20 protein-coding genes and 1 tRNA gene are annotated in these 20993 nt (G+C 72.2%); 16 read left to right on the top strand and 5 right to left on the bottom strand.

Features of this window, described 5'->3' with window-relative positions; all coding sequences use genetic code 11:
* Position 1 precedes the first annotated feature (1 nt).
* From MUE36_05360 to MUE36_05380, 5 genes are all read left to right on the top strand, one after another.
* A complete protein-coding gene (locus MUE36_05360) occupies positions 2 to 1114 on the top strand; it encodes a prephenate dehydrogenase/arogenate dehydrogenase family protein (protein MCU0310352.1) in 1113 nt (370 codons plus the stop codon).
* Positions 1111 to 2460, top strand: a complete 1350-nt coding sequence (gene aroA, locus MUE36_05365) for a 3-phosphoshikimate 1-carboxyvinyltransferase (GenBank protein MCU0310353.1) — start codon at positions 1111 to 1113, stop codon at positions 2458 to 2460. The genes MUE36_05360 and aroA overlap by 4 nt, the downstream gene beginning before the upstream one ends.
* A complete protein-coding gene (cmk, locus tag MUE36_05370) occupies positions 2457 to 3110 on the top strand; it encodes a (d)CMP kinase (protein ID MCU0310354.1) in 654 nt (217 codons plus the stop codon). Before aroA ends, cmk begins: the two co-directional genes overlap by 4 nt.
* Positions 3107 to 3817 carry a 1-acyl-sn-glycerol-3-phosphate acyltransferase gene (locus tag MUE36_05375; GenBank protein ID MCU0310355.1) on the top strand — a complete coding sequence of 237 codons (711 nt, stop codon included), beginning with the start codon at positions 3107 to 3109 and terminating at the stop codon, positions 3815 to 3817. Before cmk ends, MUE36_05375 begins: the two co-directional genes overlap by 4 nt.
* 80 nt (positions 3818 to 3897) lie before the next feature.
* Positions 3898 to 5076: a hypothetical protein gene (locus MUE36_05380; protein MCU0310356.1), complete on the top strand. Its 1179-nt coding sequence runs from the start codon at positions 3898 to 3900 to the stop codon at positions 5074 to 5076.
* A 58-nt stretch (positions 5077 to 5134) separates the two neighbouring features.
* On the opposite strand, the gene MUE36_05385 is transcribed toward MUE36_05380, so the two are convergent.
* From MUE36_05385 to ispH, 3 genes are all read right to left on the bottom strand, one after another.
* Positions 5135 to 5761: an NIPSNAP family protein gene (locus MUE36_05385; GenBank protein ID MCU0310357.1), complete on the bottom strand. Its 627-nt coding sequence runs from the start codon at positions 5759 to 5761 to the stop codon at positions 5135 to 5137.
* A gap of 120 nt (positions 5762 to 5881) precedes the next feature.
* Positions 5882 to 6478, bottom strand: coding sequence for an HD domain-containing protein (locus MUE36_05390; protein ID MCU0310358.1), 597 nt, complete (start codon positions 6476 to 6478; stop codon positions 5882 to 5884).
* Between the two features lie 53 nt (positions 6479 to 6531).
* Positions 6532 to 7617 (bottom strand): 4-hydroxy-3-methylbut-2-enyl diphosphate reductase, encoded by a 1086-nt coding sequence (gene ispH, locus MUE36_05395; protein ID MCU0310359.1) that lies wholly within the window; start codon positions 7615 to 7617, stop codon positions 6532 to 6534.
* 93 nt (positions 7618 to 7710) lie between these two features.
* Between ispH and MUE36_05400 the strand changes: the two genes are divergently transcribed.
* The 7 genes from MUE36_05400 (at position 7711) to MUE36_05430 (ending at position 14495) form a co-directional block, all read left to right on the top strand.
* Positions 7711 to 9105 (top strand): DUF512 domain-containing protein, encoded by a 1395-nt coding sequence (locus MUE36_05400; protein MCU0310360.1) that lies wholly within the window; start codon positions 7711 to 7713, stop codon positions 9103 to 9105.
* Positions 9102 to 10547: a ribosome biogenesis GTPase Der gene (gene der, locus MUE36_05405; GenBank protein ID MCU0310361.1), complete on the top strand. Its 1446-nt coding sequence runs from the start codon at positions 9102 to 9104 to the stop codon at positions 10545 to 10547. The genes MUE36_05400 and der overlap by 4 nt, the downstream gene beginning before the upstream one ends.
* 7 nt (positions 10548 to 10554) lie before the next feature.
* A complete protein-coding gene (locus tag MUE36_05410) occupies positions 10555 to 11490 on the top strand; it encodes an SDR family oxidoreductase (protein MCU0310362.1) in 936 nt (311 codons plus the stop codon).
* 96 nt (positions 11491 to 11586) lie between these two features.
* Positions 11587 to 12663 (top strand): serine/threonine-protein phosphatase, encoded by a 1077-nt coding sequence (locus tag MUE36_05415; GenBank protein ID MCU0310363.1) that lies wholly within the window; start codon positions 11587 to 11589, stop codon positions 12661 to 12663.
* A gap of 29 nt (positions 12664 to 12692) precedes the next feature.
* Positions 12693 to 12896, top strand: a complete 204-nt coding sequence (locus MUE36_05420) for an endonuclease Q family protein (GenBank protein MCU0310364.1) — start codon at positions 12693 to 12695, stop codon at positions 12894 to 12896.
* On the top strand, positions 12878 to 14404 hold the full coding sequence (locus MUE36_05425; GenBank protein MCU0310365.1) for an NAD(P)/FAD-dependent oxidoreductase: 1527 nt from the start codon (positions 12878 to 12880) through the stop codon (positions 14402 to 14404). The genes MUE36_05420 and MUE36_05425 overlap by 19 nt, the downstream gene beginning before the upstream one ends.
* 13 nt (positions 14405 to 14417) lie before the next feature.
* Positions 14418 to 14495: transfer RNA gene (locus tag MUE36_05430), tRNA-Pro, on the top strand.
* Between the two features lie 103 nt (positions 14496 to 14598).
* On the opposite strand, the gene MUE36_05435 is transcribed toward MUE36_05430, so the two are convergent.
* Complete coding sequence (locus MUE36_05435; GenBank protein MCU0310366.1) at positions 14599 to 14802, bottom strand: hypothetical protein; 204 nt, start codon at positions 14800 to 14802, stop codon at positions 14599 to 14601.
* 108 nt (positions 14803 to 14910) lie between these two features.
* On the opposite strand from MUE36_05435, the gene lysS reads away from it, so the two are divergent.
* On the top strand, positions 14911 to 16563 hold the full coding sequence (gene lysS, locus MUE36_05440; GenBank protein MCU0310367.1) for a lysine--tRNA ligase: 1653 nt from the start codon (positions 14911 to 14913) through the stop codon (positions 16561 to 16563).
* Positions 16564 to 16588: 25 nt separating this feature from the next.
* Positions 16589 to 17326 carry an SOS response-associated peptidase gene (locus MUE36_05445; protein MCU0310368.1) on the top strand — a complete coding sequence of 246 codons (738 nt, stop codon included), beginning with the start codon at positions 16589 to 16591 and terminating at the stop codon, positions 17324 to 17326.
* A gap of 16 nt (positions 17327 to 17342) precedes the next feature.
* Here the strand turns inward: MUE36_05445 and MUE36_05450 are convergent, their stop codons facing one another.
* Entirely contained in the window at positions 17343 to 17741 is a 399-nt protein-coding gene (locus MUE36_05450; GenBank protein ID MCU0310369.1) for an HIT family protein, read from the bottom strand.
* A gap of 26 nt (positions 17742 to 17767) precedes the next feature.
* Between MUE36_05450 and MUE36_05455 the strand changes: the two genes are divergently transcribed.
* Both MUE36_05455 and MUE36_05460 read left to right on the top strand, forming a co-directional pair.
* Positions 17768 to 18385, top strand: a complete 618-nt coding sequence (locus MUE36_05455) for a CDP-alcohol phosphatidyltransferase family protein (GenBank protein MCU0310370.1) — start codon at positions 17768 to 17770, stop codon at positions 18383 to 18385.
* 59 nt (positions 18386 to 18444) lie between these two features.
* Positions 18445 to 20931: a sugar phosphate nucleotidyltransferase gene (locus MUE36_05460; protein ID MCU0310371.1), complete on the top strand. Its 2487-nt coding sequence runs from the start codon at positions 18445 to 18447 to the stop codon at positions 20929 to 20931.
* Positions 20932 to 20993 lie beyond the last annotated feature (62 nt).

Consider the following 20993-nt stretch of genomic DNA (forward strand, 5'->3'; position numbering starts at 1 on the left):
CGTGACCGACGGCGACGGCCCCGCGCCCCCCGTGGGCGGCGACCCCACCGGGCGCCCGCGAGCCCTCGTGGTCGGCACCGGGTTGGTGGGTGGATCCATCGGGCTGGCCCTGCGCCACCACGGGTGGTTCGTGCTCGGACGCGACGCCGACGGCCGCCACCTCGAGCGGGCGATCGAACGCGGTGCGATCGACGCGGTGGCGCCGCCGGGGCCGGTCGACGTGGACATCACCTTCGTCGCCACACCGGTCGGTGCGGTCACCGGTGCGGTGGCGCTCGCGCTGGAGGAGACCACGGGACTGGTCACCGACGCGGGGAGCGTCAAGACGCCGATGCTCGACCTCATGGCCGACCCCCGCTACGTGGGCGGCCACCCCATGGCGGGCAGCGAGCTCGAAGGGGTGGAGGGGGCCCGAGCCGACCTGTTCGAGGGCCGCACCTGGGTGCTCACCCCCGTCGAGGGCACCGACAACGACGCCTACACGCGGATCCGGGCGGTCATCTCCACGTTCGGAGCCGAGGTCGTGGCCATCCCCCCGGAGCGCCACGACACGATGGTGGCGGTCGTCTCCCACGTGCCGCACCTCACCGCCGCCTCCCTGATGGGGCTGGCCGACGAGCGGGCCGAGGAGCATCGGGGACTGCTGCGCCTGGCGGCCGGCGGGTTCCGCGACATGACGCGCATCGCCGCCGGTCACCCGGGCATCTGGCCCGACATCTGCGCCGAGAACCGGGCCGCCATCGTCGCCGAGCTCGGCGACCTGGTGGAGGCGCTGACCGAGGTCCGCCGCCTCGTCGAGGAGGGCGACCGCCCGGCGCTCGTCCAGGTCCTCGAGCGGGCCAGGGCGGCCCGCCTGGCCCTGCCGGCCCGTTTCAGCCGACCCGACGAGCTCGTCGAGATCCGGGTCCCGATCGTCGACCGCAAGGGAGCGCTCGCCGAGATCATGGTCCTCGCCACCGAGCTCGACGTGAGCATCGCCGACATCGAGATCGCGCACTCCGTCGAGGGCGACGAGGGGATCCTGATCATGCTCGTCGAGGACGGCGTCGCCGAGCGGTTCCACCGCGGGCTCGTCGAGCACGGGCACCGGGCCTCGCTCCAGGCGCTCACGTGAGCGACGCCGCTCACCCCGAGCGACCGCGCCGGATCGAGCCGTTCGAGGGTCCCGTGCACGCGGTCGTCCGACCGCCCGGATCGAAGAGCATCACCAACCGGGCGCTCCTGGCCGCCGCCCTGGCCGACGGCGAGAGCCGCCTCGACGGCATCCTGCTGGCCGACGACACCGAGGCCATGGCGGGGTGCGTCGCCGCGCTCGGAGCCGATCTCGACGTCGATCGGGTCGCCCGGCGGGCGATCGTCCGGGGACTGGGCGGGCGCCCCCGTCCCGGTCCGGCCGACCTCGACGCCGGGCTGTCGGGGACGACGTCGCGCTTCGTGCTGCCCGTGCTGGCGCTCGGGGTCGGCCCCTACCGACTGGACGGGGGCCCGCCCCTGCGCCGCCGACCGATGGGGCCGGTGCTCGACGCGGTCCGCGCGCTGGGCGCCGAGGTCGCCGAAGAGGACGTGCCGGGCCACCTCCCGGTCACCGTCCGCCGCTCCACACCCCCGTCGGCGGGACCGGTGCCCCACCTGCGCATCGGGGGTGACGTCTCGAGCCAGTTCACCTCCGGGCTCCTCCTCGCCGGTCCGTGCCTCCCGGGCGGCCTGGTGGTGGAGCTCGTGCCGCCCGTCGTGTCCCAGCCCTACCTCGACATGACCGTGTCGGTGATGGGCGACTTCGGGGCGGTCGTGCACCGACCCGAGGAGCACCGCTACGAGGTCGGCGCCAGCGGCTACCAGGCCGGTGACCACGCGATCGAGCCCGATGCGTCGGCGGCGTCGTACTTCTTCGCGGCAGCGGTCGTCACCGGCGGCACCGTCAGGGTGGAGGGCCTCTCCGCCACGAGTCGCCAGGGCGACGTGCGCTTCGTCGACGTGCTCGAGCGGATGGGCGCCCACGTCGTGCGAGAACCCGACGCCGTGACCGTGCGCGCCCCGAGCGGTCCCCTGCGGGGGGTGGAGGCCGACTTCTCGGGGATCTCCGACACGGCCCAGACCCTGGCCTGCGTCGCGGTGTTCGCAGAGGGCCCCACGAGGGTCACCGGCATCGGGTTCATCCGGGCCAAGGAGACCGACCGGATCGCGGCGGTCGTCACCGAGCTCCGCCGCTGCGGCATCGAGGCCCACGAGGAGCCCGACGGGTTCGTCGTCGTCCCCGGCGTGCCCCGCCCCGCCGAGGTGCAGACCTACGACGACCACCGGATGGCGATGAGCTTCGCGCTGTTGGCCCTGCGGGCCCCGGGAGTGACCATCGCCGACCCGGGATGCGTCGCGAAGACCTTCCCCGACTACTTCGACGTGCTGGAATCACTGCGACCGCCGGCAGGTCCGCCGGTCGACGGAGCGAGGAGCCGACCATGACCGAGACCGACCGACCCCGGGTGATCGCCATCGACGGTCCGGCCGGTTCGGGCAAGTCCACTGTGGCGCGGGCGGTGGCCGAACAAGTCGACCTCCCGTACCTCGACACCGGCGCCATGTACCGATCGGTGGCGTTCGCGGCGCTGCGGGAGTCCGTCGACCCCGACGACGAGGAGCTGGTCGCCAACCTGGCCGAGGGGCTCGACCTGCAGATCGGGGCCGACGGCACGGTGACGGTCGACGGGGTGGACGCCACGATCGAGATCCGGGGGCCGGAGGTGACCAGGGCGGTCAGCATCGTGGCCGCCAACGCCCGGGTGCGGACCGAGATGCGGCGGCGTCAGCGCGAGTGGGCCCGCCGGCACGGGGGAGGGGTGATGGAGGGTCGTGACATCGGCACCGTGGTCTTCCCGGACGCCGTGTTGAAGGTGTACCTCGACGCCGCTCCCGAAGTGCGCGCCGAGCGTCGCTCCCAGGAGGTGACCGGGCTCTCCTACGAGACCGTCGCCGCCGACCTGGCTCGTCGCGACGCGCTCGACCAGGGACGCGACCACGACCCGCTGCGCGAGGCGAGCGATGCCTTCGTGGTCGACACCAGCGACCTCAGCGTCGCCGAGATCGTCGACGTGATCCTCGCCCGGCTGCCGTGAGCGAGGCCCTCCACCGCCCCAAGGGCCACGAGTTCGGGGAGGACCTGAGCGCCACCCAACGCTTCTTCTATGCGGTGGTGCGGGGGGCGATCCACGCGGCCTGTCGCGTCTACTTCCGCCTCGAGATCCACGGCGCGGAGCACATTCCGAGCACCGGTCCGTTCATCCTCTCGCCGATCCACCGCTCGAACGCCGACACCCCGCTCGTCAGCGCCCTCACCCGTCGGCGGTTGCGCTACATGGGCAAGGAGTCGTTGTGGCGCTCGCGATTCGGCGCCTGGTTCCTCACCGCCCTCGGCGGCTTCCCCGTCGAGCGCGGCACCGCCGACCGCGAGGCCCTGCGGGCAGCGACGACCGTCCTCGGGCGGGGTGAACCGCTGGTGATGTTCCCGGAGGGGACCCGTCAGAGCGGTCCCGAGCTGGCCGAGATGCACGACGGCCCCGCCTACGTGGCCAGCCGCACCGGTGCCCCCATCGTGCCGGTCGGGCTGGGCGGCACCGAGCGGGCCATGCCGAAAGGGGCCCGGATCCCGCGTCCGGTGAAGGTGGTGATGGTGGTCGGGGCGCCGATCCCCGCCCCGGCGACGGAGGGGGGCAGGGTGCCGCGCCGAGTGGTGAGGGAGCTCTCCACGCAGCTCGGCGACGCCATCCAACCGCTCTTCGACGAGGCCCAGGCCCTGGCCGGGTGCCCGAACCGCCACGAGTGACGACGTCGGTCGATCCGGCCGGTCGCGGGGTCCGCCGTGCGACCTCGGTGTCGCCGGTGCCATGCGCTACAACATCACCCATGACGATGACGCTCGAGAACGACGGAACGGCCCTCGTGGCGGCGATGCAGGAGGTGGTGCTCGCCGAGGCGGGGGCCGCCGAGGACGCCCGGACCATGACCGCACCGATCGTCGACGCGCTCTGGGACAGCGGTCTCATGCGCTACATGAACCCTGCGCCCGCCGGCGGGTCCGAACCGACCTTCGCCGACATGCTGTCCACCTGGCAGCGCATGGCGTTCCTCGACGGGTCGTTCGGGTGGATCGGCATCGCCAACCTGCCGTCGGCGGCCGCGGTGGCCGCCTACCTCCCCGAGGAGGGCTTCGACGAGGTCTTCGGCGACCTCTCGACCCGGGTGACCCTCGGCGGCCAGTTCGCCCCCAACGGCCAGGGGCTGGTCGTCGAGGGCGGCTACCGGGTGACCGGCTCGTGGAACTTCGGCTCCGGCACGGGCCACTCGGAGTGGGTGTGCGCCGGTTTCCTCCCCATCGACGACGGCAACTTCGTCTTCGACCCCGACGGGGAGATCCAGCTGCTCGCCGGCGTCTTCCACCGTGACGAGATCACCTTCACCGACGGTTGGCACGTCCAGGGCCTCAAGGCGACCGGCTCCTACGACTACAACCTGACCGACACGTTCGTGCCCTCCCACCGGGTGTTCAACCTCTTCGCCCGGTCCCCGTACCGGGGCACGTCGCCGGCGTTCCGGATGGGGCTGATGGCGATCACCGCCGGTGGGCACGCGGCGTGGGCCCTCGGGGTCGCCGAGAGCATGCTCCACGACGTCGCCGAGGTGGCTCTCGCCAAGACCCGGATGGGCGACATGGAGACCCTGGCCCACAAGGCGTCGTTCCAACGGGGCTTCGCCCACCACACCGGCATGTGGCGCGCCGCCCGGCTGCTGGTGCACGACACGTTCGGGTCGGCGGAGGCCGCCGTGGCCGCCGGGGAGGAGCTCACCCCCACGATGCGCGCCGACATGCGCATCGCCGCCACCTACGCCACCGAGGCGTCACGGGAGGTGGCCCAGTGGGCCCACCTCGCCGCAGGGACGACCTCGATCCGTGAGGGGAGCCGTCTCGAGCGGGCCTTCCGGGACCTCTACACCGGCACCCAACACGCCTTCATCTCCGAGAAGACCTACCTCGACTCCGCGCAGGTGCTGCTCGGACTCGTCGAGGACCAGCGCGGGCTCTGAGCCCGCCGCCCCACGTCGTCGGCCCCGGACCGGGACCGACGACGCGGCGAGCGGCCCGTCAGATCATCCTGGTGAACCGGGCCACCAACCCGGAGCCGGTGACCCAGAGCCCGCCGGAGGCGTGCAGCCGATCCATCCACCCGGCGTCGCCGTTGAGCGTCTGGTTGCTCGACTCGAGCGCCGCGAGCGACTCGAAGACGGAGATGAAGGTCATCTCCGTCATGTTGCCGAAGGCGTTCGTCCAGACCGACACCGGGGTGCCGGCCACCTTCTCGGCGTACTGGGCGATGTCGACCGACCATGCGAGCACATCCCCCGTGCGCTCCAGCAGGGACACGCCGGTGGTCACCATGGCCACCGACCCGACCGAGTTCTCGGACGGTGATCCGTGCACCATGGATCGCAGCGCGTCCTCGCCGGGGGCCACGACCATGTCGGCCGCCTCCTCCAGGACGCCGTGGTAGGCGTCGTCGGCGACCAGCCCGGCGACGCCCTCCGCCAGCGCCTGTTGGGACTCGACCACGGCGTTCCAGACGAAGGTGCCGATCGGGTGGCCGAAGTCGGCGTTCCAGGCGGTGACGTCCAGGGAACTGTTGGCGTTCACGTGGGCGGTCACCTTCTGGACCCACGGGGCCACCTGACGGGGGCTACCCCGCAGGGTCACGGCACGGCTGAAGAGGTACATCGACGACTCCCTTCGCTGGGGCGTTCCTCGACGTAGGACCTCTCATCCGGGGCACGCCCGTGTCATGTGACGATCGTCACGGGCGGCACACTAGCCACCCGCGCCGCGGCGTGCGTCGGATCAGGTCTCGCCGTAGCGGTCACCCGCGGATCGGGTGGCCGGGACCATGTGGGCCTGGGCGGTGATGCGGCGGACCAGCGGCTCGAAGTGCGCGAGCGGCAGCGTGTCGTACGCCGGGTCGAAGGCCACCTGGTCCCACTCGTCGGCGAAGCGCTCCGAGAGCTCCCACTCCTCGTCGGTCAGCTCGTCGCGGTGGGTCTCCCGTGCGTCGGGGTCACCGCCGAAGTGGGCGTAGTAGTGGCGGCCCTGGAAGTCCTGGTGCACCCGGATCATCTCGTAGACGGCCGGGCGCACGTAGGGCCGGATCATCTCGGCGGCGATGGCCGGGTGGTTGGGGACGCTGATCGCCTTGCCGACGTCGTGCAGCAGCGCCGCGAACACCACCTCGTCGTCGGCTCCGGCCCGCTCGGCGAGCGTGGCCGTCTGCAGGCAGTGGGTGAGCTGGTCGGTGCCGAAGCCGTCGGTGATGGTCGAGAGCGACTCGAGCAGGTCGAGCATCCGGTCGGCCACCCGCCCCTGGTTGGCCGACGTCTGGGCGCCGATCTCCATCCAGTCCTCGAGGGTCGACTCGTCCATGCGGGTGAAGGTGGCAGACATGGACCCATTCTGCCATCGGTCGCCCCGGCGTGGGAGGCCGACGGCGGCGCGGGTCAGCCCAGGCTGCGCAGCACGGTGCTGGCCGCGATGACCCGGTCGTTGACCGCCGGACGGTCGTCGACGGGCCCGCCGAGCATGAACGTGGCGGCGGCGTCGATCGCCCCCAGGAGGTCACGCAGGTTGCGCGGCGGCGGGAAGTACTCGTCCTCGGTGGTGATGGTGATCTCCTCGACGCCGCCGGTGGGGGCCAGGCGCTCGATGACGGCCTCGACGAGGTCCTCGGGCGCCGACGCACCGGCGGTGACCCCCACGGTGCCCCCGAGGTCGTCGGGGACCTCGTCGGGGCTGTTGACGCGGTAGACCCGCGGGCAACCGGCGTCGCGGGCCAGTGCCTCCAGCGCCCGGGTGTTGGAGGAGTTCGCCGAACCGATCACGACCACGGCGTCGCAACGCGGGGCGATGGCCATCAGCGCCGACTGGCGGTTCGTGGTGGCGAAGCACAGGTCGGACCGGCCGGGCATCCAGAGGTCGGGGTAGCGCTCCCTCGTGGCATCGAGCACGTCGTCCCAGTCGCGGTGGCTGAGGGTCGTCTGGGCGAGGAGGGCGATGGGCTGGTCGAAGGCGGGCAGCGCGGCCACCTCGGCGGGGGACTCGACCCGGTGGATCGCGTCGGGGGCGACGGCCATCGTCCCCTCGGCCTCCTCGTGGCCCTCGTGGCCGACGTAGACGATCTGGAAGCCCTTGCCGGCGCGGACCTTCACCTCGTGGTGGACCTTGGTGACCAGCGGGCACACCGCGTCGACGACGTAGCCGCCGTTGGCCCGGGCGGCGGCCACCACCTCGGGGGCCGAGCCGTGGGCCGAGAGCATGATCGGCCGACCCGGGGGCACGGCGGCGATGTCGTCCACGAACACCACGCCGAGGTCCTCGAAGCGACGCACCACCTTCTGGTTGTGGACGATCTCGTGGTAGCAGTACACGGGCGGTTCGAAGGCCCGGACCATCCACGCCAAGGCCTTGATGGCCATCTCGACGCCGGCGCAGAAGCCCCGCGGTGCGGCCAGCAGCACGAGGTCGACCCGGGGCTCACCGGTGCCGGCATCGGCCGGTCCGTCGCTTCGGAGGTGGGCGTCGCTCATCTTGGTCGAGGCTACCGCCGGGGCCCGTCGGCTCCCGCGGCCCGCGGCGGTGGTGAGGGGACCCGACGGTCGGGGCCGGTAGCGTGGTGGGCCATGTCCGCGCCCCGAGTCGTCGCCGTCGCGCCCGGCTCACCGGCGGCCCGCGTGGGCCTGCAACCCGGCGACGAGATCCTCGCGCTCAACGGCGAGGTGCCCCGGGACGTGATCGCGTACCAGTTGCTCGCCGACGAGGCCGACCTCGTCCTCGACGTGGCCCGGGGCGGGCTCGGACTCCAGCTCGAGGTGGTGAAGGGCGACGGCGAGCCCCTGGGCGCCGAGGTGCACAGCGCCCTGTTCGACCAGGTCCGGACGTGCGACAACCACTGCGAGTTCTGCTTCATCTACCAGCTGCCGCCGGGGCTGCGCGAGAGCCTCTACCTGAAGGACGACGACTACCGGCTGTCGTTCCTCTACGGCAACTTCACCACCCTCACCCGCTTCACCGAGGCCGATCTCGAGCGGGTCGTGACCGAACGCCTCGGACCCCTGCACGTGTCGATCCACGCCACCGACCCCGAGGTGCGCACCGCCATGCTGCGCAACCGCCGGGGCGCCACGAGCCTGCGCTGGTTGCGGGCCCTGCTCGACCACGGCATCGAGGTGCACGGTCAGATCGTCGTCTGCCCCGACCGCAACGACGGGGAGGTCCTGGACGACACCCTCGCCGGCATCCTCGACCGCTTCCCCGAGCTCGCCACGGTGTGCGTGGTGCCGCTCGGGGTGAGCCGCCACAACCCGGAGGCGACGATGCGCGCCCACACCGTCGACGAGGCGCGAGCCGTGCTCGCCGCGGTGCACGACTGGCAGGACGTCTTCCGCCACACGCTCGGCCGGCGCCTGGTCTTCGCCGCCGACGAGTACTACCTGCTCGCCGGCGAGCCCTTCCCGCCGGCGGACGCCTACGAGGGCTTCCCGATGCACGAGGACGGCGTGGGCATGGCCCGCACCTTCGAGTTGGAGTTCCGGGGTCTCGTCGACGAGCCGACGGGGGTGGCCACCGGGTTCTTCAGCTGGGTCGACGGGGCGCCGCCCGAGGGCTATCGGGCCCCCCGCTCCGGGGGGTCCGCCCCGGCGGCCGCGGCAACGGTCGGCGGCGCCAGCGTGGTGCTCCGGCCGCCGCGGCGGGCGCCCGTCGGGGTGCTCACCGGCACCTACGGCGCCCAGGTGCTCGGTCCGCTGCTCGCCGACCTGGGCCGCGACGACGTCCGGGTGGTGACCGTCGAGAACCACTTCTTCGGGGGCAACACCGGTGTGGCGGGCCTCATGGTGGGCGCCGACCTGGCCCGCGTGCTCGCCCAGGAGCCTGTCGGGCACCGGTACCTCCTGCCCGACGTGTGCCTCTCCCAGGGCCGGTTCCTCGACGGGCTCACGCCGGACGACCTGCCCCGGGCGGTCGAGATCGTGGCCACCGACGGGATCGCCCTGCGGGTCGCGTTGGAGCCCCGATGACCGACATGCCCCTCGACGAGCAGTCCGCCCCCGAGCCGGCCGACGAGGTCGACACCTTCGCCGACCCCTACGACGACGTCGACGACGTCGTCGGGGAGGACGCCGAGGCGCCCGCTCCGGTGCCGGTCGTCGCCGAGCTCCCCTCGGTCGCGGTCGTCGGCCGCCCCAACGTCGGGAAGTCCACCCTGTTCAACCGCATCGTCGGCCGCCGCGAGGCGATCGTCGAGGAGAAGCCCGGCGTCACCCGTGACCGCAAGGAGGTCGTGGCCGAGTGGCAGGGCCGGGAGTTCCGCCTGATCGACACCGGCGGGTGGCTGCCCGGCGGCGACGACCTCGACGAGAAGGTCTCCCGCCAGTCCGAGCGGGCGATCGCCGACGCCGACGCCGTGCTCTTCGTCGTCGACGCCACGGTGGGCATCACCGAGGAGGACAGCCGGGTGGCCGCGTTGCTGCGCCGCGGTGGACGCCCCGTCCTGCTCGTCGCCAACAAGGTCGACGACACGAACCGGGAGGCGGCCATCTGGGAGCTGTTGCGCCTCGGGGTGGGCGACCCCCACGCGGTGAGCGCCCTGCACGGCCGGGGGACCGGTGACCTCCTCGACGCCCTGGTCGACACCTTCGGACCCGAACCGGAGGCGCCGGCCGACGTCGTGGACGAGGTCGGGCCCGAGGAGAAGATCTTCTCGGTCTCCATCGTCGGTCGTCCGAACGTCGGCAAGTCCACCCTCTTCAACCGCCTGATCGGCGACGACCGGTCGGTCGTGCACGACATGCCCGGTACGACACGAGACGCCGTCGACACCGTCGTGGAGACCCCGGACGGACCGGTCCGGTTCATCGACACCGCCGGCATGCGCCGCCGGAGCAAGATCGACGAGGGCACCGAGTACTACTCGCTGGTGCGGGCTCTCCAGGCCATCGACCGGGCCGACGTGGCCCTGCTCGTCATCGACGCCACGGTGGGCGTCACCGCCCAGGACCAGCGTCTCGCCGAGCGGATCGACGCCGCCGGATGCCCCGTCGTGGTCCTGTTGAACAAGTGGGAGCTCCTCGACGCCGACCAGCGCGAGAACGTGAGCTACCAGATCAGCCAGCGCCTCCACTTCATCGGCGAGTCGCCGGTGCTGCGCATCAGCGCCCTGAGCGGCAAGGGGGTGCACCGGCTGCTCCCCGCCCTCGCCGGCACGATCGACGACTACCACCGGCGGGTGCCCACCCGGAAGGTGAACCAGGTGATCCGGGCCGCCCAGGCCGCCCAGCCGGCCCCGCACGGGGCGCGGGTGCTGTACGCCACCCAGGGCGCCACCGATCCTCCCACCTTCACGCTCTTCTCGAACAAGGAGATGCCCCCGTCATACCTGCGGTACCTCGAACGCTCGCTCCGGGAGGCCTTCGACATGGGAGCCACCCCGATCAAGCTCCGGGTCCGAAAGCGCGACTGAGCCACCGATGGGGAACGCGTGCGCAGGGCGGGTCGCCCTCGTCACCGGGGCGAGCCGGGGCATCGGCAAGGCCATCGCCCTCCGCCTGGCCGCAGAGGGGGCTGCGGTGGCCATCTGCTCGCGGCCCCGCGCCGGCATGGCCGACCTGGGCACGCTCGACGGCGCCGCCGACGACCTCCGGTCGGTCGGCGCAGCGGTGCTGGCCGTTCCCTTCGACCTCGCTGACCCCGCGGTCGACAGGGGCACGCTCGTCGACCGGGTCGAGGCGGAGCTGGGACCGGTCGACATCCTGGTGAACAACGCCGCCGGCGGCGGGTTCAGGTCGCTCATGGACTGGAGCGACGCGGCGGTCGAGCACGTGCTCCAGCTCAACTTCTGGGCACCGTGGCACCTCGTACGCAGAGTGGTGCCGGGCATGCGCGAACGGGGGAGCGGGTGGGTGCTCAACCTGTCGTCGGCCACCGCCATCCCCCCGCAGGGGCCCCCGTTCCCCGACACCGCACCGGCCACGATGGGCACCATCTACGGCGGCACCAAGGCCTTCCTCGACCGGTGGACGGCCAGCCTCGCCGCGGAGGTCGCCCCCGACGGTGTCGTCGCCAACACCCTCGCCCCACAGGCCGCGGCGGCCACCGAGCTGCTGGTGGCCCACTCGGACCTCCCCGCGCACCTCTACGAGCCCCTGGAGACCATGGCGGAGGCCGCGCTGGCACTGTGCACCGCCGACCCCACCGTGCTCACCGGTCGCATCGCCTCCTCCCTCGAGCTGCTCGTCGAGCTCGATCGCGCCACCCTCGATCTGCGGGGCCGAGAGGAGCTCCCCGAGTGGGCCCCCGCCCTGCTCGGCGGGCGGATCGAGCGGATGGCCGCCCACGCCGCCGGACGGGCCGACGGTGCCGTCCCCAGCAACGTCGCCGCGCTGTTGGACCGCCGGCCCCGCTGAGTCCCGCTCGGGACGCCTCCCTCGCTCCGGCGGTCGTGCCCACGCACCGTGGTCGTCCCCGGAGGGGTGGGTCCCCGGCGGTACCATCGAGGCCCTATGGCGCAGCCTCTCCTGTCGGTCGTCGCCCTCGCCTGCGTGGTCGCGGCCGTGGTGTGGGCCCGTTCGGCGCGCTACCGCCTCCGCCAGCTGCGTCGCCTCGAGAACGCCCAGGGCGACCCGGAGCTGGTCACCCTGGTGCGCTCGGACTACCGCAAGGACGCGCTCTCGGCCGGCACCTACCTGGTGCTCGCCGCGGTGACCGGCCTGTTCGCCTGGCAGGCGACGCGCAACGAGGCCCTCGCCCTCTCGGTGGTCGCCGCCCCGGCGATCGTGTCGATCGTCCTCGGGCGGAACTTCGTGGCGGAGGCGCGCGTCGCCCAGGCCCGCGCCGAGCTCGACCGCCGGGCCCAGGAGGTGCTCTCCCAGGAGGAGCTGGCCCCCCGGCGCTGGGCCGAGCGCCTCGCCCCCGAGGAGCTGCCCGGCTTCGAGGGGTTCGAGGTCGGCCGGGTCTACCAACCCGGCTCGGGTCTGATGGCCGGCGACTTCTACGACCTGGTCCGACTCGGGCCCACCCGTGTCGCCGCGGTGATCGGCGACGTGTCGGGCCACGGCATCGAGCCGGCCATCACGGCCTTCCAGGCGAAGTACCTCCTGCGGGTCTTCCTGCGCCAGTACCGCGATCCGGCCCAGGCCCTCGAGGAGCTCAACGCGCAGATCACCGCCGTCGGCGGCCACGAGGAGTTCATCTCGCTGTGCGTCGTGGTGTTCGACACCTCGGCAGGCACCCTGCGCTACGCCTCGGCCGGGCATCCGGCGGTATGGCTCTGGCACGACCGCGACGTGCGTCCGCTGCGGGCCACCGGCCCGGTGGTGATGCTCGACCCCCACGCGGCCTACGCCAGCCGGGAGGTCCGCCTCGACGTCGACGACCTCTGCCTCCTCTACACCGACGGGCTGTCGGAGGTACGCGACGGTGGCCAGCTCTTCGGTGAGGACCGCATCGCCCAGATCATCCGGCGTGACCCCGGGATCCCGGCGGACGTACTGTGCAAGTCGCTCCTCGAGGCGGCCAGCGACTTCTCGAGCGGCCCGCTGCAAGATGACGTCGCCATCCTCGCCGTTCGTCGCACCTGACGGCTCCGATCTGTCGTACCGAGGCGCTCGTGCCGTTCTGTGAGGACTGCGACAAGTTCTGGAGCCCGAACTCCATGCCGCCCGACGGGACCTGTCCGAGTTGCGGACGGCCCATCGCCGAGCCCCCGTCGTCGTCGCGGGCCCCGTGGCACTTCTGGATCCTGGTGGTCGCCCTCGTGGTGTACCTGGGCTGGCGGGCGGTGGAGGGCGTCGAGTGGTTCCTGAACCGCTGACCCGGCCGGGGCGCACCCGGATCGTGGTCATCGGTGCCGGCTTCGCGGGCATCGGCGCCGCCATCGTGGCCCGCCGCGCCGGGTTCGACGACGTCACGATCCTCGAGCGGGCCGACGACGTGGGCGGGACCTGGCGTGACAACACCTATCCGGGCTGCGCATGCGACATCCCCAGCCACCTCTACTCGTTCTCGTTCGACCTCGAGCCGGGGTGGTCGCGGGCCTATCCCGGACAGCCCGAGATCGAGGAGTACCTCCGCGGGGTCGTCGAACGTCACGGTCTGAGCCCCTCGATCCGCTTCGGGGTCACGGTGCGTGAGCTGCGCTGGGACGACGCCTCGGCCACCTGGTCGGTCACCGCCGCGAACGGCACGGTCACGACCGCCGACGTGGTCGTCAACGCCACGGGGCCGCTCTCCACACCCCGGGTCCCGGACATCCCCGGGCTCGGCGAGTTCGAGGGTGCGGTCTTCCACTCGGCGCGGTGGGACCACACCCACGACCTGCGGGGGGAGCGGGTGGCCGTGATCGGCACCGGGGCCAGCGCCGTGCAGTTCGTCCCCGAGATCGCGTCGATCGCCGGGCACGTCGACGTGTTCCAGCGCAGCGCGCCATGGGTCCTGCCTCGGGACGACCGCCCGGTGCCGTCGTGGAAGCGACGGCTGTACACCCGGTTCCCGGTGCTGGCCCGGTTGCACCGGTGGCGCATCTACGCCCGCCAGGAGCTGTCCGCGCTGGCGTTCCTCGGTAACGACCGGGTGACGGCGCGGGTCGTGGAGATGGGTCGTGACCACATCGAGGCGTCGATCGCCGACCCCGGCCTGCGGGCCGCGGTGACGCCGACCTACACGCCGGGGTGCAAGCGACTGCTGCTGTCGAACGACTGGTATCCGACGCTGGCCCGCCCCGACGTCGACCTCGTGACCGTCGGCATCGAGCGGGTGGTGCCGGGCGGCGTGCGCACGGTCGACGGGGTCGTGCACCCGGCCGACACCATCGTGTTGGGGACGGGGTTCGCGGCGACGGACTTCCTGGCGCCGATGCAGGTCCGCGGCCGGGGCGGGTGCGAGCTCGGCGAGGCGTGGCGGGGCGGGGCGGCCACCCATCTCGGCATCTCGGTGGCGGGGTTCCCGAACCTGTTCCTCCTCGCCGGACCCAACACCGGGCTCGGGCACAACTCGATCGTGTTCATGATCGAGGCGCAGCTCCACTGGGTGCTCGGTGCTCTGCGTCATCGGCTTCGCGAAGGGGTCGCCGCGCTCGACCTCCGTCCGGAGGTGCAGGCCACCTCCTACGCCGCCGTGCAGCGCCGGATGCAGGACACGGTGTGGTTGTCCGGTTGTGAGAGCTGGTACCGCTCCGCCGACGGTCGGGTGGACACGCTGTGGCCCGGGTTCTCCCTGTCGTACTGGTGGCGCACACGTCGTTTCGACCCCTTCGCGTACCGCGTCGTGTCGCCGTCGCGAGCCCCCGACGGCGATTCGGAGATGGTCGCGGCGGGGGAGTAGGGTGCGCCCTTCACGGGCTGTGGCGCAGCTTGGTTAGCGCGTCGGTCTGGGGGACCGAAGGTCGTGGGTTCGAATCCCGCCAGCCCGACCAATTCTGCCCGGACGGGGCCGTCGCCGAGGTGGCCGGTCCCGGCCAGGGGCACAGCCACGACTGCGAGTCGAGCCAGGACCGCGAGCCGGCCCTGCGGAGGGGCTCAGCGGCGGAGGTCGACCTCGTGGGGTCGGTCGACGAGACGCTGGAGCTCCATCGCCTCGACGAAGGCCTCCCGTGCCGCTTCGGCATGGCGACGGCTGATGGCGAACAGCTCGTCGATCCGCCGCTCGATGGCGACGGCGTCACCTGCGGTGTGGTGGTCGGGGGCGAGGGAGCGGTCTGGGGAGCTCGTGGTGTCGGTCATGGATCGATGGTCGCCCCCGCCGGCCGTCGCGGTCCGTGCCCACCGACACGCACCGGACGTGTCCGGCGGCATGGTCGACCCGCTCGTCCCTTCGGCGATTCGGGTGTCGTGGACGACGAGGCCGGGCCCCTGCCGGAGCACCGCTACGCTCGCCACGGCGCCGGCGGCGCCACCCCGCGCCCCTACGCCGAGCTGGTGTCCATGACCGATCCCGACCCCGACGAGTTCCCACCCGAGCCGAGTGACGCCGAGGTCGAAGCGGAGCGGGCGTCGATCCGGGCCCAGCGCTACGCCAAGCTCGATCAGCTCCGCGCCGACGGCGTCGACCCCTACCCGCACCGCTTCGACCGTGATCGCACGCTCGGCGAGCTGCGCAGCGAGTTCGGGGGCCTCGAGGCCGGGGAGGAGACCGAGGTCGCCGTCGCCGTGGCCGGGCGGCTGATGCTCAAGCGCGACCAGGGGCGACTCACCTTCGGCCAGCTCCGCGACCGCAGCGGCGAGGTGCAGCTCTTCGTCTCCGCGGGGGTCGTCGGCAAGGAGGCCATGGTCGCCTTCAACGAGCTCGATCGGGGCGACTGGATCGGCGTCGAGGGCACGGTGATGGTCACGCGGAAGGGCGAGCTCTCCGTGAAGGTCACCTCGTTCACCCTCCTGGCCAAGGCGCTGCGCCCGCTGCCCGACAAGTGGAAGGGCCTCTCCGACGTCGACCTGCGCTTCCGGCAGCGCTACGTCGACCTGACCGTCAACGACGACGCCCGTCGGGTGTTCGAGGTCCGTGTGGCCGCCGTCGACGCCCTGCGCCAGGTGCTTCGGGCCCGCGGCTACCTCGAGGTCGAGACACCGATGCTGCACCTCCGCCAGGGCGGGGCCACCGCCCGCCCCTTCGTCACCCACTACAACGCCCTCGACCTCGACACCTACCTGCGGATCGCCCTCGAGCTGCCCCTCAAGCGGCTCCTCGTCGGCGGCCTCGAGCGGGTCTACGAGATCGGGCGGGTGTTCCGCAACGAGGGCATCGACACCCGCCACAACCCCGAGTTCACGATGCTCGAGGCCTACGAGGCCTTCGGCGACTACCAGGAGATGATCGACCTCACCGAGGCACTCGTCGCCTCGGCGGCGCTCGCCGCCAACGGCACCACCACCGTGGAGTGCCGAGGCCGTACGCTCGACCTCGCGGGGCCGTGGCGCCGCGTCACGATGGTCGACCTCATCGCCGAGGTGGTCGGCGTGCACATCCACCCCGCCATGCCGGTCGGCGAAGCCAGGGCGGTCCTCGACGGCCTCGGACTGGCGTGGCAGGACGGTTGGGGGGCCGGTCGCTGCACCCACGAGGTCTACGACGAGCTCGTGGAACCCAAGGTGGTCGAGCCGACGGTCGTGCTCGACCACCCCCGTGAGACCTCACCGCTGGCCAAGCCGCACCGCCACGACCCCACCCTCGTCGAGCGCTTCGAGGTCATCGTCGACGGCCGCGAGCTGGCCAACGCCTACAGCGAGCTGAACGACCCGGTCGAGCAGCTGGCCCGCTTCCGTGAGGGGGCGGCCGCCAAGGCGGCCGGCGACCCCGAGGCGGCCGACGTCGACCTCGACTACATCCGGGCCCTCGAGTACGGCATGCCCCCGGCCGGCGGGATGGGACTCGGCGTCGACCGGCTGGTCATGCTGCTCGCCGGGGTGGAGAGCATCCGGGAGGTCATCCTCTTCCCGACGCTGCGCCCGGAGGTCGGCCTCGACGAGACCGACGTCGACCGACCCTGAGACGCCCGCCGCTACCGTCTCGACCATGTGCGGTCGCTTCGTCTCCGCCACCCCGCCGGCCGACGTGGCCGCCTACTTCGACGCCGCGGCCCCGGAAGCGGCGCTCGAGCCCCGGTACAACGTCGCCCCCACCAACGACGTGTACGTCGTGCTCTCCGACGGCCGCACCCGGCGGGTGACCCCCATGCACTGGGGGCTCGTGCCCCGGTGGGCCAAGAGCCCGTCGGTCGGGAACCGGATGATCAACGCCCGGGCCGAGCGCCTCGCCACCAGCAGCGCGTACAAGGCGGCCTTCGCCCGCCGACGGTGCCTCGTCCCGGCCGACGGCTTCTACGAGTGGAAGGTGGTTCCCGGCCAGAAGCGCAAGCAGCCGATGTACATCCACGCGGCCTCGGGCGAGCCCCTGGCCTTCGCCGGCCTGTGGGAGACGTGGAAAGACCCGAACGCCACCGAGGCCGAGCGGGACGGGGGAGCGGACGTGCTCCGGTCGTGCACGATCATCACCGGCGAGCCCAACGAGAAGGTGCAGCCCGTCCACGACCGGATGCCGGTGATCCTTCCCCGTCGGGCCTGGGCGACGTGGCTCGATCCGCAGGTCGACGACCTCGAGGTGCTGGGGCGGTTGTTGGTGCCCGCACCGTCGTCGTTGCTCGAGCTCCGCCCCGTCAGCACCGAGGTCAACAACGTGCGCAACCAGGGAGCCCACCTGCTCGACCCCGTGGACGAGGCCGGCCCGCCGCCGGCACAGGCCACGCTGGTCTAGGGGTCGCGACGGCGGGTCAGGGCGTGATCGCCGCGGCGAGGCTCGCCGCCACGGCGTCGAGCTCGTCGGGAGGGGTGTCCGTGCGGGCCTTGGAGAAGTCGATGTCGCGCTCGGAGTGGATGGGCAGGACGTGCAGGTGGGTGTGGGGCACCTCGAGGCCGGCGATGATCAGCGCGACGCGGGTCGGCTCGAGCACCTCCTGTTGGGCCACGGCCACCTTCTTGGCCACGACCATCAGATGGCCGGCGATGTCGTCGTCGAGGTCGACCCAGTGGTCCACCTCGGCGACCGGCACGACCAGGGTGTGGCCCGGGGTGATCGGCGCGATGGTGAGGAAGGCCGCGCTGACGTCGTCGCGGTACACGAAGCGGCCGGGCAGCTCGCCGTTCAGGATGCGGGTGAAGATCGTGGTCATGGAAACCGGATCGTAGAGTGCCCGCCATGGCGCCGCCGCCGGAGCCCGAACCCCCGACACCGGGCGGTGGCGAGGACCGGGTGCTCACCGTCCCCAACCTCATCACCGCCCTCCGCCTGGCCTGCCTCCCGCTGTTCGTGTGGCTACTGCTGGTGCAGGAGGCCCTCCCCGCCGCCGGGATCCTGCTGGCGGTGCTCGGCGCCACCGACTGGGTGGACGGCTACCTCGCGCGTCGCTGGCACCAGGTGTCGACGGTCGGCAAGGTCCTCGACCCGGTCGCCGACCGTCTGCTGTTCTTCGTCGCCATCGTGAGCATCGTCGTCGCCGACGCCGCACCGCTGTGGTTCTGCATCGCCGTGCTCGTACGTGAGGCGGTGGTCGCCGGGGCGACGCTGGCCCTGGCCGCCCTGGGCGCGAGGCGCATCGACGTCACCTGGTACGGCAAGGCCGGCACGTTCGGGCTGATGTTCGCGTTCCCGCTGTTCATCGGCGGGGCCAGCGACCTCGCGAGCGCCGATCTGTTCCAGGCGGCGGCCTGGCTCACCGGGCTCCCCGGCCTCGCCCTCAGCTACTACGCGGCAGTCCGGTACGTCCCCATCGCCGTCATCGCCCTGCGGGACGGCCGCGCCGCGAGGGCGCAGTAGGTTCGGGGGTAGGAAGCCGTTCGCGCCGACGGGCGGCCCCACCCCCCGAGGAGGACCCCATGAAGGCCGTGATCATGGCCGGCGGCGAGGGCACCCGGCTCCGCCCGCTCACCTCCAACGCCCCGAAGCCGCTGTTGCCGCTGGTGAACCGGCCGATGATGGAACACGTCGTCGATCTGTTGAAGCGCCACGGCATCGACGACATCGTGGTCACCGTCGCCTTCATGGCGAACTCCATCCGCGAGTACTTCGGCGACGGGTCCGACTTCGGGGTCACGATGACCTACGCCACCGAGGAGACGCCGCTCGGCACGGCCGGGTCCGTGCGCAACGCCAAGGACCATCTCACCGAGCGCTTCGTCGTCATCTCCGGCGACGTGCTGACCGACGTCGACATCAGCGCCATCGTCGCCACCCACGACGAGAAGAGCGCGATGGCCACCATCGGCCTGGCCCACGTCGACAACCCGCTCGAGTTCGGGATCGTCATCACCCGCGACGACGGCTCGATCGAGCGCTTCCTCGAGAAGCCCACGTGGGGCCAGGTGTTCAGCGACACCATCAACACCGGCATCTTCGTGCTCGAGCCGGAGATCTTCGACTACATCGAGGAGGGGCGCCCCGTCGACTTCTCCGGCGAGGTGTTCCCGGCGCTGCTCGCCGACGGCCGGCCGCTCTACGGGGCCGTCACCGAGGGCTACTGGGAGGACGTCGGCACCATCGACTCCTACGTGCGGGCCCACAAGGACATCCTCGACGGCAGGGTCCGCGTCGAGATCCCGGGGTTCGAGGTGCGGCCCGGGGTCTGGCTGGGCGAGAACGCCGACGTCCACACCGAGGCGACGATCGTCGGCCCGGCGGTCATCGGGGAGAACTGCCGCGTGGAGGCCGACGCCGTGATCGGCGAGTACACCGTGCTCGGGGCCAACGTGCGCATCCGCCAGGACGCGTTCCTCGAGCGGACGGTCGTCAACGACCACGCCTACCTCGGTGAGGCCGTGCGCCTCCGGGGGACCGTGGTCGGCCGCTCCTGCGATCTGCGCAAGGGGGTGCGGACCGAGGAGGGCGTGGTGCTCGGCGACGAGTGCTTCGTCGGCGACGAGGCGTCGATCGGTGCCGAGGTCAAGATCTACCCCTTCAAGACCATCGAAGCCGGCGCGGTGGTCAACGAGTCGATCGTCTGGGAGTCCCGCGGGGCGCGCAGCCTCTTCGGGCGCAACGGGGTCAACGGGCTGGCCAACGTCGACATCACCCCCGAGTTCGCCGTCCGGGTGGCCATGGCCTACGGCGGCCTGCTCAAGCAGGGGAGCACGGTCATCACCTCGCGCGACTCGAGCCGATCGGCCCGGATGCTCAAGCGGGCGATGATGGCCGGGCTCAACGCCGTCGGCGTCAACGTCGAGGACCTCGAGGTCGCCTCGGTTCCCGTCACCCGCTTCGTCATGCGTCGCCCCACCGCCCGCGGCGGGCTCACCGTACGCCTCGACAGGAACGACCCGCAGTCGCTGCTCATCCGGTTCTTCGACGACGAGGGCCTCGACATCACCGAGGAGGTGCAGCGCAAGGTCGAGCGCCTCTACGACCGCCAGGACTTCCGTCGCGTCTTCCCGGGCGAGATCGGCGACATCGGCTACGCGCCCCGGGCCCTCGAGCACTACTCCACGGCCCTCGAGGCCACCGTCGACGTCGACCGGATACGGGCCGCCCGGTTCAAGGTGGTGATCGACTACGCGTACGGGTCGGCCTCGTTCGCGATGCCGAACGTGCTGGCCAAGCTCGGTCTCGAGGTCCTGGCGGTGAACCCGTTCATCTCCACGGCCGGCGTCCTCAGCGACCACCTCGACGACCACGCGCTGCGCGTCGGCGACCTGGTGCGCACGTCGGGTAGCCAGCTCGGCGGGGTCATCGACCCCGACGGCGAGCAGCTCCGCCTGATCGACGACGAGGGCCACGTCCTCACCCCGACCGAGACGTTGCTCGCCCTGCTCACGCTGCTCCCCGGTGCGTTGCACGGCGACCGGGTGGCCCTCCCCGTGAACACCACGTCGACGGCGAAGCGCATCCTCGACCAGCACGGCATCGGCGTCGTGTGGACCAAGATGTCGAGCGCCGCGCTCATGGACGCCGCCACCGAGCCCGGGGTGGGCTTCGCCGGCAACCAGTCCGGGAACTTCATCCTCCCCGGCTTCATGCCCGGCTTCGACGCCGCCGCCACGCTCGTCAAGGTCCTCGACCTCCTCTCGTTCCACGACCTCAAGCTGTCGGAGGTGGTCGAGAAGCTGCCCCGCGTCCACCTCGTGCACGAGAGCGTCGTCACCCCGTGGGACCAGAAGGGCCTCGTGATGCGCAGCCTCATGGAGCAGAGCAAGGACCGTGAGACGGTGCTCGTCGACGGGGTGAAGGTGGTGCACGACGGCGGTTGGGCCCTCGCCCTGCCCGATCCCGAGGAGCCGGTCACCCACGTGTGGGCCGAGGGCAGCTCACCGGACGCCGCCCGCCGCCTGGCCGAGGAGTACGCCCGCCGGATCCGCCAGATGGTGCGCTGAGGCGGACGTCCCCATCGCGGAGGGCCCCCACCCTCACGCTCGTGTCGAGGGTCAGGCGGATC

The sequence above is a fragment of the Acidimicrobiales bacterium genome, from assembly GCA_025455885.1.
In the GTDB taxonomy this organism is placed as follows: domain Bacteria; phylum Actinomycetota; class Acidimicrobiia; order Acidimicrobiales; family Acidimicrobilacustridaceae; genus Rhabdothermincola_A.

Bases quoted from the DNA above. Each gene is read 5' to 3' on its own strand.
- cmk (MCU0310354.1), top strand. From the start codon at position 2,457: ATGACCGAGACCGACCGACCCCGGGTGATCGCCATCGACGGTCCGGCC.
- MUE36_05380 (MCU0310356.1), top strand. From the start codon at position 3,898: ATGACGATGACGCTCGAGAACGACGGAACGGCCCTCGTGGCGGCGATG.
- MUE36_05385 (MCU0310357.1), bottom strand. From the start codon at position 5,761: ATGTACCTCTTCAGCCGTGCCGTGACCCTGCGGGGTAGCCCCCGTCAG.
- MUE36_05390 (MCU0310358.1), bottom strand. From the start codon at position 6,478: ATGTCTGCCACCTTCACCCGCATGGACGAGTCGACCCTCGAGGACTGG.
- ispH (MCU0310359.1), bottom strand. From the start codon at position 7,617: ATGAGCGACGCCCACCTCCGAAGCGACGGACCGGCCGATGCCGGCACC.
- MUE36_05400 (MCU0310360.1), top strand. From the start codon at position 7,711: ATGTCCGCGCCCCGAGTCGTCGCCGTCGCGCCCGGCTCACCGGCGGCC.
- der (MCU0310361.1), top strand. From the start codon at position 9,102: ATGACCGACATGCCCCTCGACGAGCAGTCCGCCCCCGAGCCGGCCGAC.
- MUE36_05410 (MCU0310362.1), top strand. From the start codon at position 10,555: ATGGGGAACGCGTGCGCAGGGCGGGTCGCCCTCGTCACCGGGGCGAGC.
- MUE36_05415 (MCU0310363.1), top strand. From the start codon at position 11,587: ATGGCGCAGCCTCTCCTGTCGGTCGTCGCCCTCGCCTGCGTGGTCGCG.
- MUE36_05435 (MCU0310366.1), bottom strand. From the start codon at position 14,802: ATGACCGACACCACGAGCTCCCCAGACCGCTCCCTCGCCCCCGACCAC.
- MUE36_05445 (MCU0310368.1), top strand. From the start codon at position 16,589: ATGTGCGGTCGCTTCGTCTCCGCCACCCCGCCGGCCGACGTGGCCGCC.
- MUE36_05450 (MCU0310369.1), bottom strand. From the start codon at position 17,741: ATGACCACGATCTTCACCCGCATCCTGAACGGCGAGCTGCCCGGCCGC.
- MUE36_05455 (MCU0310370.1), top strand. From the start codon at position 17,768: ATGGCGCCGCCGCCGGAGCCCGAACCCCCGACACCGGGCGGTGGCGAG.
- MUE36_05460 (MCU0310371.1), top strand. From the start codon at position 18,445: ATGAAGGCCGTGATCATGGCCGGCGGCGAGGGCACCCGGCTCCGCCCG.